Origin of the sequence: Nocardioides sp. WS12, from assembly GCF_014108865.1 — a bacterium.
Classification (GTDB): domain Bacteria; phylum Actinomycetota; class Actinomycetes; order Propionibacteriales; family Nocardioidaceae; genus Nocardioides.
Genome location: NZ_CP053928.1, coordinates 196,725 through 211,550, shown reverse-complemented (window position 1 = coordinate 211,550; position 14,826 = coordinate 196,725). Strand labels below are relative to the sequence as shown.

Below are 14,826 nucleotides of genomic sequence, written 5' to 3'. Positions count from 1 at the left end.
GCAACGCGGCGGCTCCGGGCGAGCGTATCCGCCCGCAGGCATGTCAGTGCGATTCACCCGGGCGCGGCAGTCCTGCCTTAGCTGGTGGATGGCCGGCGGCGAAGCGCCGGGGAGTCACCGGTGAGGTGCTGCCTTGCTGGGTGCTGCCGCGCACGACCATCGACATGAGCGCGCGCGTCAACATGGTCGAGAGATCCCTCAGGCGGCGAGGCCGTTGAGCACGATCGTCGCGGTGTGGAGGTCCGGACGCAGGTCAGAGTTGCCTCCGGCGGTGGGGCTGGTGACTCGTCTCGTGCCGGTCTGATCGACCAGGTAGTAGGCCCCGTAAGGATCTCGCCAGATGACGATCCCGGGGAAGGGTTGTCGTGCTTCCCAGCCTGCATGGGTCTTGATCCGGTGGTGGGTCCTGGTCATCGGTCCGAGGTTCCCGACCCTGGTCTCGCCACCTTGGGAGTAGGGGAGGGTGTGGTCGATGTCGACCTTGCGGCCGGTGTTGGCGGCGAAGGGGAAGATGTCGCCGCCATGGACGAGGTGCACTGCGTCGCGGAGACGGCTCGGGATCTCGTAGGAGTCGACGGGTGCCTGACCGGCAAGATCGATCACCGGCGCGATGCGGACCTGTCCGGCGATGTGTTCGATGAGCTGGCGGACCCAGGCGGTGGTCACGGGACCGTGGCCCTCCATCCGGGCGATGGATCCGATCCCGTCCTGGTCGCCATAAAGGTGGAGGTTGATCTTCACCTTGGGCTTGATCGGACCAGCGTCGAGATCAACATGCGCGTCCGGATTCGTCATCCGTGCGAACGCAGCCAACCGCCGCTCCATCAAGGTGGTGCCGGGCATCTTGTCGTCAAGGGCCTTCGCGACGGCCGTGATGGCGACGTCGGAGCTCATCAATGCGGCGACATGGTCGCGAACGGTGAGGGTCGCGATGCCGTGCTTGTTGACCCGCGACAGGCGCACGAACCGGTCCTTCTCGGCCGCTTCTTCCCTCAATCTCGCGAGCTCCGGCGCCGAAGCGGCGACCTTTCCCTCGACGAGCGCTTCGAACCGGGACCACGCCAGGCGCCCGTCGGCGGACTCGGCCACTTCGCCGTCGACCCAGGCGGCCTGTTCAGGCGACAGGTCCCGAGTCGCTTGGGCAACGTGGCGGGCGTGCCCGGCCCTCGTTGAACCGTCCCGCACGCCTTCCGCCAGCTTCGGCAATCGGTGGTGGATGTCCACGGAGTCTGCGATGAGCTTCTTCGCCCCATAGGGCGAGGTCTGGATGCGTGCCGCGAACGCGGCAGCGGCGTACTCAGTGATCAGAGGCGTCCCGACAGCACCGGCTGGTTTGGCGCGCTCCCGACCGCGCTTGTCCGTGGGCGGCAGCGCGTCGGGATTGTGCCGGACTGCCCACTGGTACGCGGCCTTCAGGATGTTCCGTTCAGCATCCAGGCGCTTCGCGTGCTCAACCTCAGCGAACACCAGGAGCTGCTCGGCAGACATGTCCACCAGCTCGTCCTGCTCGATCGCGAGGCCACCAACGCTCATACAGGTATTGGATCACCGACCTCCGACACTGCCGCCGGATCGAGGTGATCTGTCCACAGGCTGCGCTCCCACCTCGACCGGCGTGGGCGTTCAGCCGCCGAGGCGGACGGGCAGTCCGAGGTCCACGCTCGTACTGCTGCCGGTCCCGGTCAATGTTCCGTCGCACGACCCGCACGAGTGCGGTTCGCTCGGCCGCGGGAACAGGTGGTCGGCGCCCGCCACGTCGTCGACGACGACCCGACCGCGCTTGTCCGCGTCCCGAGCCAGCAGCGCGGCGCCATACGCACCGGTGATCTGCGGGTGTGCGGGGACGAGCACCTCGGTGTTCAGCGCGCGGGCCAGGAAGGCCACGGCTGCGGGGTTCTGGGCAACCCCGCCGGTGAGTACGACGGGCGTGTGGCGGCCCACCTGCGCAACCAGTGCGAGGGTGCGTGCCGCGATGGCGCGGTGGACCGAGGATGCGATATCCGCGATCGGTGCGTCCTGCGCGAGCAGCGAGACGATCTCGGTTTCCGCGAAGGTGGCGCACATCGTGGAGACCTCGAGGTCGTTGCTCCCGGTCAGTGCCAGGGCGCCGACCTCCTCGAGGGGCACGTCGATGGACTGGGCCAGCACCTCGTAGAACCGCCCGGTGCCACTCGCGCATCGGTCGTTCATCGCGAACTCCTGCACCAGGCCGTCGTCGTCGACGGTGATCGCCTTGGAGTCCTGGCCGCCGATGTCGATGACCAGGCGCACGCCCGGGACCATCGCGGCGGTGCCCCGCGCGTGGCAGGTGATCTCGGTGAAGGACCGCTGCGCGCCCGGCACCAGTCGCCGGCCGTAGCCGGTCGAGATGGTGCCGGACAGGTCGGCCGTCGTGATCCCGGCAGACGCGAGCGCCTCGTCGACCGCCTTCTGCATGCCGGCGCGCGACACCGCGCCCATGGCGATCGTGCTCGATGACACGATCGCCCCCTCGCCGTCGATCACGACGGCTTTGGCTGTCGTCGAGCCGAGGTCGGCGCCGAGATAGAACGGGCCCGCGGTCATGACGCCTGGGTTCGCTTGACGTCGATCCCCTCGAGCATCGCGGCGAGCCGGCTCTCGAGGATCTCCTCCTTGTAGAAAGAGGCGTCCGCGACGTCGCCCTCGAAGAAGATCGACGGGATGCCGAGGTTGTTCTGGGCCGACCGGGCCAGCAGCCGCTGGGGGCCGGTGAACGCCCGGCAGGTGCGGGTCGAGTGGAAGACGATGCCGTCGACGTCGTACTCCTCGCAGTCGCGCAGGGTGAGGTAGTCGAGCGTCTTGGTGCCGTGGTTGGTGGGGCACAACAGGTAGTGCTGGGCCATGCCGAGCAGCGGGTCCTCGGTGTCGATCAGCTGCGGCTCCTGCCAGAACGCGTTGGTGATGTAGCGGCCGGCAAGGACGGCGACGCCGTGCTCGGCGAACTTGCGTGAAAGGAAGCCGAGCTTGTTCCAGTTCATGATGCCGTCGAAGTACACCCGGTACTTTTCGTTCTCGACGCCGGAGATGCCCTTGTCGACGCGGTCCTGGATCTCGTCGCGCACCGACTGGAAGTAGTCGACGAGCTCCTGGTTGCCGGGCAGGAAGTTGATCGGGGCGATCGCGGAGATCCAGTCCCAGAAGGTCGCCGGCGCGGGCTTGGCCTTGCAGAGTTCGAGGCCTTCGCGGCGCAGCTCGGCGGCCTTCTTGATGTAGGTCATCGACTCGCGCAGCATGTCCCAGTCGAACGGGTTGCCGGTCTTCTCCTCGAGCCACGTTATCAGGTCGAGCAGCTGGTCGCGCACGTAGTGCGACGCCGACTCCCACTCCTCGCCCTTGAGGTAACCCGAGTCGGGCTTGTTGCCCCACAGGAACGGGTGGGAGATGTTGAAGATCGGCACCTCCTTGTCGAAGACCCGGTAGGAGATCTCGTCCCACTGCTGGCCGGTGCTGCAGCCGGCGTAGTTGTTGACGAAGAAGTCGGGGGCGGGCAGTCGGGAGGCGAGCTCGGCCTGGTCGTGCGCGCCGACAACGCCGGTGTTGATGCCCTCGTCGCCCTGCACGGTCAGGACTGCGCAACCCAGGTGGGTGCGGGAGTACGAGCAGAGCTCGGCGTTGTAACCGTGCTCCGCGCCGGCGAGTTGAGCCGGGCCCTCGAGCCCTTGGGCGGCGAGGCGGGCAGCGAACGCCTCGCCGTGGCACCAGGCCACACCGGCGGCCTGGAAGATCGGGTTCAGGGCGCCGCCGTTGTACCAGACGATCTGCTTGCCGCGCTCGCGCGCGGTGAAGAGGTCCTCCCAGTAGTCGGCGACCATCTGACCGCCCTTCTTGGTCGAGGTCAGGCGGTTCGTGCGGTCGGTCACGGGGGTAACGGGGGTGTTCAGGGTGGCTGTCATCGGTGGACTCCTCGGTCGGTCAGGCGTAGGCAGGACGGTTGCGGTGGGTGCGCTCGATCAGCGCCTCGAGCCGGGTGCGGAACGATTCGAGGGGGATGCCCTCGTGCTCGGTCTCGATGAGGAGCTGGGGGACACCGGCCTCGTCGAGGGCGCTGCGCAGTTCGGGGTAATAGAGCATGTGCGGCTCGCAGAACTTCGGCATCAGGTGGACGACGGCCTCCGCCCCGCTACGTCGTACGGCGTCCAGGAGCCAGGCGTCCCAGTCCACGTCGTGCTGCACACGGGTCGGGCAGGGCAGCGCAGTGTTGCGGCCGCCGTACCACTGGGCGAGGGCGTCCATCGGGGCAAGTGATTCGTCCATGCCCGTCTGGAGATATCGGCGCCCGGTCCACAGGTCGTCGTCGACGATCACCGCACCGACCTCCTCGATCACCTCGAGCAGTTCGCGGCGAGGGGCGTGGCAGAGGTGTCCGGACAGGTGCACGCGGATCCGGCCGTCGCGCGTCCGGGGAGCGCGATCGGCGACGACCTGGGCGAGCAGGTCGTGGTGCTCGTCGGGGTCCATGATCTGCGCCGAGGCGACGATGTCCTGCAACTCGACCGGGCTGAACGCAGTGTCCCCAGCAGTGCGTGCGTCGAAGATCTGGCGCATCAGGTCGCGGTCGCGATTGAAGGAGCGGATGCTCGCCGCCAGTACGTCGTCATCGATGGCCGCTCCGGCGAAAGTCTCCACCTCGGTGCGCAGCGTGACCATCATCTCGGTCGTCTTGCGGCCGGCCCACGGGTCGCTCATCGAACTGATGAGCTGCCCCAGGAACACCGGCCGGGTCGGCTCCAACGCTCGTACGACGTCGGCCGAGCCGAGCAACTGGATGCAGTGATCGGCGACGAACAGGGCGTCGTACTGGTCGAATCGACCGGTGGCTGCCTGGTCCGCGAGGTTGCGGGTGTAGCCGCAGTAGAACTCCGGCAGGAACGCACGGCCCTCGGTCACCGGCTCCTGGTCGTCGGGGACGATCACGGCCATCACGCCCGCCGCGTGGGCGAGTTCGCGCGGGAAGTTCATCGGCAGCACTCCCAGCACCTTGCGGTCCGGGTGGATCGATCGCCAGGCCTCGATGTGGCTCCGGGGATCACGGGCCACGGCCCGCAATGCCTCGAGCGCTGCTGCTCCGCTGCTCATCTGGTCCTCGCTCCCACGTCACTTGTGTGACGGATCTGGATATTCAGTCATCGAAAGTGTATAACATGAACCAACGTCCGTGAACCCCAGAGGAGCATTCCGATGACCAACGCCGCAGCGCCGATCAGCAACCGGTGGACCCGCCTGGTGGGCGTCCGACACCCGATCGTCCAGGAGGGACTGGGGCCGTTCCGCACCCCGCGGCTCGCTGCTGCGGTGTCCAACGCCGGCGGTCTCGGCACGGTGTCGATGCCCGGTATGCCCGAGGACATCGAGAGCGGCGCCCGCACCTTTCGGCAGCACATCGAGGAGTGCGCGTCACTGACCGACAAGCCGTTCGCGGTGAACATTCCGGTCGGGGTCGACGCCGCCGGCAAGGTCCTCCCCTTCACCGACAGCTACATCCGGATGGTGCTGGAGGCACGTCGTAGCGACAGCGAGATCGCGCGTCGGCTCACCGTGATGACGACCTCGGCCGGCTTCCCGGGTGACTACATCGGGATGATCAAGGACGCCGGGATGATCCACCAGCACAAGGTCGGCGCCACCCGGCAGGCCATCAAGGCAGCCGAAGCGGGGGTCGACGTCGTCCTTGCGGCCGGCTTCGAAATGGGCGGCCACGCGCCAGCAGCCAAGGTCCACACCTACGTGCTGGTGCCGAGCATCACCGAGGCGGTCGACGTACCGGTCCTGCTCACCGGGGGTGCCCGCGACGGCCGGGGCCTTGCGGCCGCACTGGCCATGGGCGCCGACGGCGTCGCGATGGGGACACGCTTCATCACCAGCCACGACAACTCCGACTGGCACCCCGGCTACATCCAGGCGCTACTCGATGCCAAGGAGGGTGACGACGTCGCGTTCGACGGTGTCTACGGTCCGTGCCGGGGCCTGCGCAATGCAGCGTCCGAGGCCCTGCTCGACCACACCTCGGGCGACGCGCCGCTCGACCCCGTGGCGCTGGTCCGCTGGAAGATCGAGTCGATGCAGCGCGCCCAGACCACCGGCGACACGATCAACAGCATCGTGATGACCGGTCAGGTGGCGTCGGCCATCAACGACCTGGTCGACGTCGCGGAGTTCGTGCCGCGGATGGCGCAGGAGGCGGCGGACGTGCTCAACGGCCTTGCGGCGTCGTTGACCGGAGCCGAGCCGGTTCTGGCCGGAGCCTGACGTAGGCCGACTCCCGGGCCACGGCCCGACCCGCCACCGCGGCGATGCGCGCACGCACCAGCTCGACCTCGCGTACGAAGTCCTCGCGGCGATGCCAGAGCTCCTCGCTCGTGGTTCCCTCCGGCGGGTCGATCAGCCCGCGGTGACGCGCGAGACGCAACGCGGTGCTGAACATCTCGCCGGAGAGTGACTCGGCGCTCGCGATCCGTCGCTGCAGGGCCCACTGCTGGCCGATGGTCAGGCAGCGAGCCACGAACTCGTCGGAGTCGACCCCGATCGAGTCCGCGTCGACCAGCTCGTGGGCAACGATCGCGTAGGCATCGATGAACGGCCGCAGCACCAGATGGGCCAGCAGCGGACGCGTCTGCGCGAGGTAGCAGTTGGCGTCCTCGGCGGTGGGCTCGGTGGCGGGCGACCGGGACGGGTCCATCAGGGTCAGCTCGTTGGCGAGCTCGACCGCGAAGGAGGCCCGATTCTCGAAGAAGAAGTCGAACTTGAGCAGGTCGCGCATCGCCAGCGCGCTCTCCCACGCCGGCTCCCCTTCGGCGTACACGCCGTCGGCTATGCCGCCCAGCACGATCTCGACGATGGCACGGTTGACCAGGGTGTGGATGGCGGTGTTGCGGTAGATGCCGGCGGTGAGGTGCTGGTCGGGCGCGATGCCCCAGACCGTCGTGGCCGCGGTGAAACTGGTCAGCACCCCGGAGGAGACCAGGTCCTGACAGGCCCGCCGGATGGTGGCGCGGTCGGTGAGGGTTGCCGCGCCGGCCGTGCGGGTGCCGCGCGCGGTGAGGTAGTTGGCGAGCGGGCGGACGGTGTCGAGGATCTCGTCGAGGCTGAGTGCGCGGTCGGCGCCGAGAAGTGCGATGCAGACGACGGCGTTCGGCGTCACCGGGGTCACCAGGTTGATCCGGTGGCACACCTCGACGGCGATGCGTTCCACGCGGGTCGTCGTCGCGTCCTCCTCGGTGAGTTCGGCCAGGCGCTGGCGCAACGGCAGTGGTTCGCCGAAGTCGACGTACACGCGACCGAGGCGCTCGGCCAGCCCGCGGAGGTAGCCGACGAACCACTGGACGTCCTCCGGGGTCTTCCCCTTGCCGCGGGCCTCGGAGGTCATCAGCTCGATCTCGCTGGTCGGCAACTGGTCGTAGATGACCGAGACCGGCACCAGGTAGACGTCGTCGGTGTCGTTGTTCTCCACGGCGTCGACGACGTAGCGGAGCAGGCCGAACCGCGGCGGCCGCAGCTTGCCGGTGCGCGAGCGACCGCCCTCGATCGACCAGATCAGGTTCGCGTGCTGCCCGACGAGTGAGGCGATGAACGACCTCAACGTGAACTTGTAGACGGGCAGGTCGCTGGTGGCGCGACGGATGTGGATGATGCCGGTACGACGGGCGATGTTGCCGAGCGGGAAGAAGTCGAGGTTCGCGCCGGCCAGGCCGTAGGGCGTCTTCACGCCCAGGCGGGCCAGGTTCGGCGGGATCACCCACTCGTCGAGGTACGACTTGTGGGAGATCAGGAAGATCAGTGAGTGGTTCCGGTTGAGCTCGCGCAGCGGTGCGGCCGAGTCCTCGTCGATGAGGACCTCGAAACCGCGCAACATCCACTTGCCGAAGCGGTCCCACCAGTCCATCACCGTCGGACTGTGGGTCGCCGACATCTCGCGGAGGTAGCCGCCGGCTTCGGCCAGGACGTCGTCGGCGGGCAGGCCCAGGTCGTCGGCCAGGACCGTTGCCGAGTCCCGGAAGTCCTGCTGCTCCATCAGGGCGCGGCCGAGGCCGTCGACGTCTGCTTCGCGGATGCGACGGATGCGGGCAAGGGTCCGGTTGATCACCACCGGGATCAGCCCTTCTCTGCGGGCCAGTTGGCCAGCGTGTCGACGTACAGGCTGTGGACACGGGAGACGGTCGTGTCGAGATCGGCCTTCGTCCAGTCAGCGGTGGGAATCGGCGGATGGACGACGACCTCGACGACACCGGCACGTGCCGTCTTCGCGTTGCGCCACATCAGTTCGCCGGCGTTGCGGATCACGATCGGGACGACCGGCACCTCGGCCTGCCAGGCCAGGTGGAAGGGGCCCTTCTTGAACGGACCCACCTGAGGGGTGATCGATCGCGTGCCCTCGGGGGAGATCACGATGGAGGTCCCGGAACGCAACTGTGCCTTCGCCTTCTCCATCTCCGCGAGGGACTTCTCGGTGTTGCCGCGATCGACGAAGCTGAAGTCCAGCCACTGCATGATCTGGCCCATCACCGGGATGTCCTTGACCTCCTGCTTGGCGACGCCGCTCAGGTTGGCGCGGAGCAACTGGGCAACGACGACGAGGTCGATCAGAGCGCTCTGGTGGTTGATCAGGAAGACCGCCGGTCGGTGCGACCAGAGGTTCTCCTCGCCGGTGACCTTGACCTGTACGTCGCCCAGCGGGCCAGAGAGGACGGCGAACGCCGACGTGGCGAAGTCCTTGCCCCGGCGGCCGTCTCCGAGCAGCTTGCCGATGGCCATGCCGGTCGCACACGAGCCGATCCAGGCGCCGTACAGCGCTGCGGTGCGCAGGGTGGGGCGCGGGTCGAGGCGCCCCGGCTTGCGCTGGAGGCTGATCGTCGACCAGCCCTGCTTCCTTGCATGCTCGGCGAGAGCGGGCTGCGGGTTGACCGGGTGGGGATGGCCCACGGTCGAGAGGAAGTTGACGTCCTCGTCCCCGTTGCCGTAGGCGAACGAGTCCTCGAGAACGATGTCGTGTGCGGCCGCGAAGGCGCGTACGGCGGCCTCCTTGCCGGGGCCCCAAGGAGCGCGACCGGCGACGCGGCCGGTGAGCAGGCCGCCCTCGGATTCGAGCTCCGTGCACAGCAGGTGCTCGACGCCGAGCTCGCGGGCAAGCGGCTCGACCTGCATGCGGGTGGCCGACGTGCTGATCACCACGGTGTGGCCCTGGGCCTGGTGCGCCTTGACCAGGCGGAAGGTCTCGTGGAAGAGCTGGCCGGCGATCTCCTGCTGGAACAGCCGCTCGCCCAGTTCGGCGATGTCCTCGACCGGCCGCCCTGCCCATCCGGCCAGCCCGCGTTCGAGCAGTTCGCCGAACTGTGCCTCGGTGAGGGTCTCGCCGCCGGCGAGGAGTCGGATGGTGTGGAGCAACTCGCCAGGACCCACCTCGAGATTGCGCATGCGGTGTCCGTAGAGCGCGGCTGCGGAGTAGCCGTCGATCAGGGTCCCGTCGAAGTCGAAGAAGGCGGCAACCGTTGGTCCGGAGACTCCGGACTGCAGGCGCTCGGTCAGGTCCGTCACTTCCACGAGAGCCATTTGGCTGCTCCTTTCCGAGCCGTAGCTCAGTCATTGGACTGAATGATAGAATGCTCAGACCATTTATGGAACCGGGCGAAGAGTGAGGCCGTCGTGGCACAGGGCACAACGTGGGGTGGACCCGAACGGATGAGCGCCTGGGAGGCGCTGATGTGGCGTGCGGAGGGCGATCCGCGGACCAGGTCGACCGGCATCCTGCTCGAGATCCTCGACCACGCACCCGCCCCGGCTGCGTTCACCGCCGTCCACGAGCGCGCTGTCCGGCGGATCCCGCGGCTGCGCGACCGCGTGGTCGAACCGATCGTCCCGGTCACCGAGCCGCACTGGTCACCGGACCCCGTGTTCGACCTGACCCGGCACGTCCGAACGGTCACCCTGCCCGACGGTTCGTCGGAGAGCGATCTCCTCGCCTACGCCGAGCAGGTCTTCGCCAGCACCTTCGATGTGGCCCACCCGCCGTGGGAGGCGATCCTCGTCGACGGTCTGCCCGAGGGGCGAGCGGCCTACCTGTTGAAGGTGCACCACAGCATGAGCGACGGCCTCGGGCTGGTCCAGTTGCTCGACGTCGCGCAGTCCGCCCACCCCGACGAGGATCTCGCTGACGTGGGTCCGGATGCGGCCGGCGCAGACCATGCCGCCGGCCACTACTCCTCCGTCGGTCTGGTCGGTACGACGGTCGCGAACGTCGTACGCGACGCACCCCGGCAGGCGCTCGGTCTTCCCGGCCGGGCGACGCGCTGGGGCAGGCAGGTCGCCGCCAACCCGCGTGGCCTGACCGACTACCTCCTGTCGGCGAAGCGGCTGCTGACGCCGCCCGAGGCTGATCGTTCGGAGCTCCTCGCCGGCAGGGGCACCGGCAACGGCCTTCTCTTCCTCGACATCCCGTTCGCCGACGTACGCCGCGGTGCGAAGGCCGTCGGCGGCTCGGTCAACGACGGCTTCATCGCCGCCATGTTGGGAGGTCTCCGGCTCTACCACGAGCGCCACGGCGTCCTGCCGCCCGCGACCCTCCCGGTCGGACTGCCGGTCAGCCTCCGGGCGGCCAACGACCCGATGGGTGGCAACAACTTCACCGGTGCCCAGATCGTTGCTCCGCTCGGAGAGCCCGACGCGGCCGAGCGGATCAGGATCATCCGCGAAATGGTCCTGACGGTCCGGGACGAGCCCGCGCTCGGCGTCGTCGGCGACCTCTCCACCGTGCTCGCCCGGCTGCCCACCCCCGCGCTCGTCGGCATCGCGGCGACGTTCACGACGACGTCCGACCTGCAGGTGTCCAACATCCGGGGGCTCACACGCACGACGTACCTCGCTGGTGCGGAGGTCCTGGGCATGTACCCCCTGGGTCCGCGGCCCGGCGTCGCCGTCATGGCGGCCCTGATCACCTACCGCGACACCTGTTGCCTCGGCCTCAATGTCGACCCCGAGGTCTTCACCGACATCGACGAACTTCGTGCGTGCCTGCGCGCCGGCTTCGACGAGGTCATCGCACTGGCTGACGAGGTTCTGGCCGACAAGGTTCTGGCTGACACGACCCCGGAGGGCGACTCATGACGATCACCTCGCTGCGCGGTGCCGAGCCGCCCGTACTCGACGACCAGATCCGGGCGGCCGAGGCAGCCACCTATCGCTACTACGGCGTCACGGCGACCGAGGAGCGGGCCCTCATCTCGACGACCGTCGGGTCGACCGGCGTTCGGCTGACCCGCATCGCGGCGCGCACGCCGTCTTCGCAGCCGCCGATCATCTTGCTGCACGGGATCGGCTCGGTGACGATCCTCGCGGCGTCCCTGCTGCCCTACCTCGCCGACCGTGACGTGGTCGCGGTCGACACTCCCGGCCACGGCCTCTCGGACCAGTTGATCCTGCCGAAGGGCGTCGACCTGCGTGCCTTCGCCGTCTCGCTCGTCGAGGGGGTGCGGGCCCACCTCGGACACGACCAGGTTGACGTCATCGGTCACTCCCTGGGTGGCCAGTTCGGGCTGTACGCCGCGCTCGACCTCCCGCACCGGGTGCGACGCCTCGTGCTGCTCGGCGCTCCCGGTGCGGCGCTCGCCGGGGCGAAGCCCGCGGCCGGCATGAAGCTGATGGCGCTGCCCGGCGTCGGCAAGCTGGTGCTGGCGATCAAGATGAGCGACGCGAAGTTCGTCGAGATCAACGAGCAGTACGCCGTCGGGCCGGGCGCGTTCGCGACCACACCGCCCGACCTGATCACTGCTGGCCGATTGATCGCCGGACGCCCCGGCAATGCAGCCAGCATCGCCAGCTACTTCCGCACCCTGCTCCGCCGGGGTGCGATCCGTCCCGAGGTCGTGCTGTCTGCGGCTGAACTCGGTCGTCTCGAGCAGCCGGTGCTCTTCGCCTGGGGCGATGACGACCTGTTCCTCATGCCCGACGTCGCGGCCCGGTCGATCGTCGCCGTCCGCGACGCCCATCTGGTGCGGGCGCGGGGAACGGGGCACGCTCCCTGGCTCCAGCAGCCGGAGCTCTACGGCGCCGCGGTGGCGGCGCACCTGCGCTGAGGCCCCCACGCGGCGTCAGCGCAAGTGCGCCGGCCCGTCAGCTGCGCTTCTGCAGCCAGCTGATGACGTCGGCCGTGATGGCGTCACGGTTGGTCTCGTTGAAGATCTCGTGGCGTGCTTCGGGGTAGAGAGTGACCGTGACGTCGGTGACCCCGGCGTCGCGGTAGCGCTGGCCGAGGAGCTGGGTCAGCTGGCCGGCTCCGGACAGCGGGTCGGCGTCACCCGACGTCACGAGGAGCGGCAGGTCGTCGCGGATGCCGGCCAGTGCCGCCGGGTCGCCCAGGCGGGGGGCGCCCGCGAAGAGCTGGGGTACGGCGGTGTCCGGCAGGTCGAAACCGCAGAGCGGATCGGCGACGTACTTGTCGACCTCGGCATCATCGCGTGACAGCCATTCGTAGCCGGTCCGGTGCTCGAACCCGGCGTTGAACGCTTCCAGCCCGACCGGGCCCTCGGACTTCGCCAGCTCGGCACCGAGGACGTCGAGTGCCGTCGAGCCCGAGAGCACGACGCCGGCGTACTGATCGGAGTGGTCTAGGATCACCGTCTGTGCGGCGAAGGAACCCATCGAGTGGGAGAGCAGGAACACCGGCAGGCCGGAGGTCTCCTTCAGCGAGGCGCCGAACGCCGCGACGTCAGTGACGAGAGCCGTGAAGTCGAAGTGCCCGAGGCCGTCGGCGGAGGCGGCCGACTGGCCGTGGCCGCGGTGGTCGACCGCGTGCACCCGGTACCCGGCCGCGACGAGCGCCTGAGCCAGTCGGTCGTAGCGCTGGCCGTGCTCGGCAAGTCCGTGCGCGATCTGGACGATGGCCCGCGGGTTCTCGAGGTCGGTTCCCCAGGCGTACGTCGCGATGGCGGTGCCGTCGGTCGGGGAGATGAAGGTGGCGTGCTCGGGCAAGGTTCCTCCTGGAGTCGGTCCCGCCATGGTGCCGTCCATCCGGTCACGGACGCACCCCGCCCGGTGCGGTCAGGGTGGAGAAACCACCAGCGCCCCGGCTTCCGCGTCGACGCGCCGCGTCTCCTTCATCAGGAACCAGGTGGTGATCGAGATGTAGCCGCCCCACACCACGACGGGCAGGTAGAAGGCCAGGAGCCCGTGATAGGCGAAGGGTCCGCTCTTGAAGAACGCCGGCCCGGCTGCGAAGAAGATCGACAGGGCGCCGGCCAGCGTCAGCCAGCTGAACCAGCGCGGGATCATCGGAGTGGCCCGCTTGTCCATCAACTCGACGACCGCCGTGGCCACCATCTCGATGGTCAGGTAGATCCAGCCGAGCAGGAAGGCGAACCATGCCCAGTCGTACCAGGCCTGGATGACGTCCGCACCGGCCTCCTTGCGGTAGGCCGCCACGATCCACGCGCAGCAGTTGAAGAAGATGATCAGGGAGATGAACACCCCGGAGACCGCCGTGGTGAACGACCACAGGGGGAGTCGCCCCTCGATCCGGCTCAGCATCAGGCCCATGGCAATTGAACCCGGGGTCAGCAGCCCGGCGCCGATGTAGAAGATCGTGCAGCCGACGAGCACTCCGGTGCGGTGGGTCTCGGTGAACCACTCCTTCGTGGCCTCCGCGCTGAGGTCAGCATGGGCAGGAGCCCAGAAGTGGGCGATGCCGAGCCAGCCGACGACGGTGAGAGCAACGAAGATCCAGTTGCACCACAGTCCGATTCTCATCGAGGTCATGTTCGTTGTGTCCTGCACGACGTCCTGCTTCCTGCGCGTAGGTGTTTGAGAGATGGGCGGTGGCCCAGCTAGGTGGCATGGGGGGAGGCGAACCAGAAGGCGAGGATGATCGTGGTCACCGCCACGATCCAGGTGCCGAACACGGCTCGTACCTGCCACGGTCCGAGGCGAAGCTCCATGAACTCCCTCATCACGAGGGCGACCTTTGCCGCCGCGATGACGAAGGTGCCCACGACGGCCAGTCCTGGGTCGAGCGAGTCCGTGCTCATTCCCCAGGTGGTGGCGCAGGTGAGGATGACGAGGCCGAGCCACGTCACCGTTGCGCGGTGCCGGAGCATCAGGCGGCCCTCATCAGGTAGAGCAGGGGGAAGATCACGATCCACAGAAGGTCGACGAGGTGCCAGAACGTGGCGACGGACTCGGGCACGGCCAGCCGGTTGGCTCCGTACCGGCCTCGGCGTACGCCGACCACGACGAAGACGAGGAGGCCGATGCCGAGCAGGACGTGCACGAGGTGGATCCCGGTGAGCACGAAGTACCACATGAAGAAGTCGCTCGTCGCCGGCGTCGTGCCTGCGACCAGCTTGTCGACGTACTCGAACGACTTGACCGCCACGAACACCGAGCCGGTGCCGACGGCCAGGATCAGCAGGCGTGAAGCGCGCCGCGGTACGCCGTCACGCAGTGCCTGGATGGCCAGGGCGACGACCCAGGAGCTGGTGAGCAGGACGAGAGTGTTCACTCCCCCCAGGTCGGCGTTGAGGCTTTGACGCGCCGCGTCGAACCCTCCGGGGTCGGATCGGCGCGCGTCCAGGAAGCTGGCGAAGAGCAACGCGAAGACGACGGAGTCGACACCGATCAGCACCCAGATGCCCTCGACTCCGGGGAGGCGTCCAGAGCGCGCCCCGCGGTTGGAGTCCACGTCGGTGCTGCCCGGACGGGTCGGGGTGGTGGTCGGCTTCATCGCACCTTCCCAGCGTCGGCGGTTCACGGCTCGGGCTCGCCCAGTCTCGACTCCACGGGCCCGGAAGGGCATCGGCCCCGGGTGGGAAGGTCATCCGTCGA

Annotated in this window: 13 protein-coding genes; 3 read left to right on the top strand and 10 right to left on the bottom strand. The window is 68.5% G+C overall.

The features are described 5' to 3' along the window. Nucleotides 1-198 precede the first annotated feature (198 nt). The 4 genes from HRC28_RS00940 to HRC28_RS00925 all read right to left on the bottom strand — a co-directional run bounded on the left by HRC28_RS00940 (nucleotide 199) and on the right by HRC28_RS00925 (nucleotide 5,097). Entirely contained in the window at nucleotides 199-1,533 is a 1,335-nt protein-coding gene (locus HRC28_RS00940) for an HNH endonuclease signature motif containing protein (protein WP_182378226.1), read from the bottom strand. A 90-nt stretch (nucleotides 1,534-1,623) separates the two neighbouring features. Further along, nucleotides 1,624-2,565, bottom strand: coding sequence for an acyl-CoA dehydratase activase (locus tag HRC28_RS00935; protein WP_182378225.1), 942 nt, complete (start codon nucleotides 2,563-2,565; stop codon nucleotides 1,624-1,626). Further along, nucleotides 2,562-3,914, bottom strand: coding sequence for a 2-hydroxyacyl-CoA dehydratase family protein (locus HRC28_RS00930; protein ID WP_182378224.1), 1,353 nt, complete (start codon nucleotides 3,912-3,914; stop codon nucleotides 2,562-2,564). The genes HRC28_RS00935 and HRC28_RS00930 overlap by 4 nt, the downstream gene beginning before the upstream one ends. Nucleotides 3,915-3,933: 19 nt before the next feature. Beyond that, nucleotides 3,934-5,097: a 2-hydroxyacyl-CoA dehydratase family protein gene (locus tag HRC28_RS00925; protein ID WP_182378223.1), complete on the bottom strand. Its 1,164-nt coding sequence runs from the start codon at nucleotides 5,095-5,097 to the stop codon at nucleotides 3,934-3,936. Nucleotides 5,098-5,199: 102 nt separating this feature from the next. Between HRC28_RS00925 and HRC28_RS00920 the strand changes: the two genes are divergently transcribed. Continuing rightward, a complete protein-coding gene (locus HRC28_RS00920; RefSeq protein WP_182378222.1) occupies nucleotides 5,200-6,267 on the top strand; it encodes a nitronate monooxygenase family protein in 1,068 nt (355 codons plus the stop codon). Here HRC28_RS00920 and HRC28_RS00915 read toward each other — a convergent pair. Beyond that, nucleotides 6,212-8,104 carry a 1-acyl-sn-glycerol-3-phosphate acyltransferase gene (locus HRC28_RS00915; protein ID WP_182378221.1) on the bottom strand — a complete coding sequence of 631 codons (1,893 nt, stop codon included), beginning with the start codon at nucleotides 8,102-8,104 and terminating at the stop codon, nucleotides 6,212-6,214. The two genes, HRC28_RS00920 and HRC28_RS00915, sit on opposite strands and share 56 nt — an antisense overlap. A gap of 5 nt (nucleotides 8,105-8,109) precedes the next feature. After that, entirely contained in the window at nucleotides 8,110-9,564 is a 1,455-nt protein-coding gene (locus HRC28_RS00910) for an HAD-IB family hydrolase (RefSeq protein ID WP_182378220.1), read from the bottom strand. Between the two features lie 129 nt (nucleotides 9,565-9,693). Here HRC28_RS00910 and HRC28_RS00905 point away from each other — a divergent pair, with 129 nt between their 5' ends. Both HRC28_RS00905 and HRC28_RS00900 read left to right on the top strand, forming a co-directional pair. Continuing rightward, nucleotides 9,694-11,115, top strand: coding sequence for a wax ester/triacylglycerol synthase domain-containing protein (locus HRC28_RS00905; protein WP_182378219.1), 1,422 nt, complete (start codon nucleotides 9,694-9,696; stop codon nucleotides 11,113-11,115). Then, nucleotides 11,112-12,083, top strand: coding sequence for an alpha/beta fold hydrolase (locus tag HRC28_RS00900; protein ID WP_182378218.1), 972 nt, complete (start codon nucleotides 11,112-11,114; stop codon nucleotides 12,081-12,083). Before HRC28_RS00905 ends, HRC28_RS00900 begins: the two co-directional genes overlap by 4 nt. Nucleotides 12,084-12,120: 37 nt before the next feature. Here the strand turns inward: HRC28_RS00900 and HRC28_RS00895 are convergent, their stop codons facing one another. From HRC28_RS00895 to HRC28_RS00880, 4 genes are all read right to left on the bottom strand, one after another. Beyond that, nucleotides 12,121-12,978: an alpha/beta fold hydrolase gene (locus HRC28_RS00895; RefSeq protein ID WP_202033186.1), complete on the bottom strand. Its 858-nt coding sequence runs from the start codon at nucleotides 12,976-12,978 to the stop codon at nucleotides 12,121-12,123. A 69-nt stretch (nucleotides 12,979-13,047) separates the two neighbouring features. Next, complete coding sequence (locus HRC28_RS00890) at nucleotides 13,048-13,752, bottom strand: hypothetical protein (protein WP_202033185.1); 705 nt, start codon at nucleotides 13,750-13,752, stop codon at nucleotides 13,048-13,050. Nucleotides 13,753-13,829: 77 nt separating this feature from the next. After that, nucleotides 13,830-14,099: a cytochrome C oxidase subunit IV family protein gene (locus HRC28_RS00885; protein ID WP_182378215.1), complete on the bottom strand. Its 270-nt coding sequence runs from the start codon at nucleotides 14,097-14,099 to the stop codon at nucleotides 13,830-13,832. After that, a complete protein-coding gene (locus HRC28_RS00880; protein WP_182378214.1) occupies nucleotides 14,099-14,725 on the bottom strand; it encodes a cytochrome c oxidase subunit 3 family protein in 627 nt (208 codons plus the stop codon). The genes HRC28_RS00885 and HRC28_RS00880 overlap by 1 nt, the downstream gene beginning before the upstream one ends. Nucleotides 14,726-14,826 lie beyond the last annotated feature (101 nt).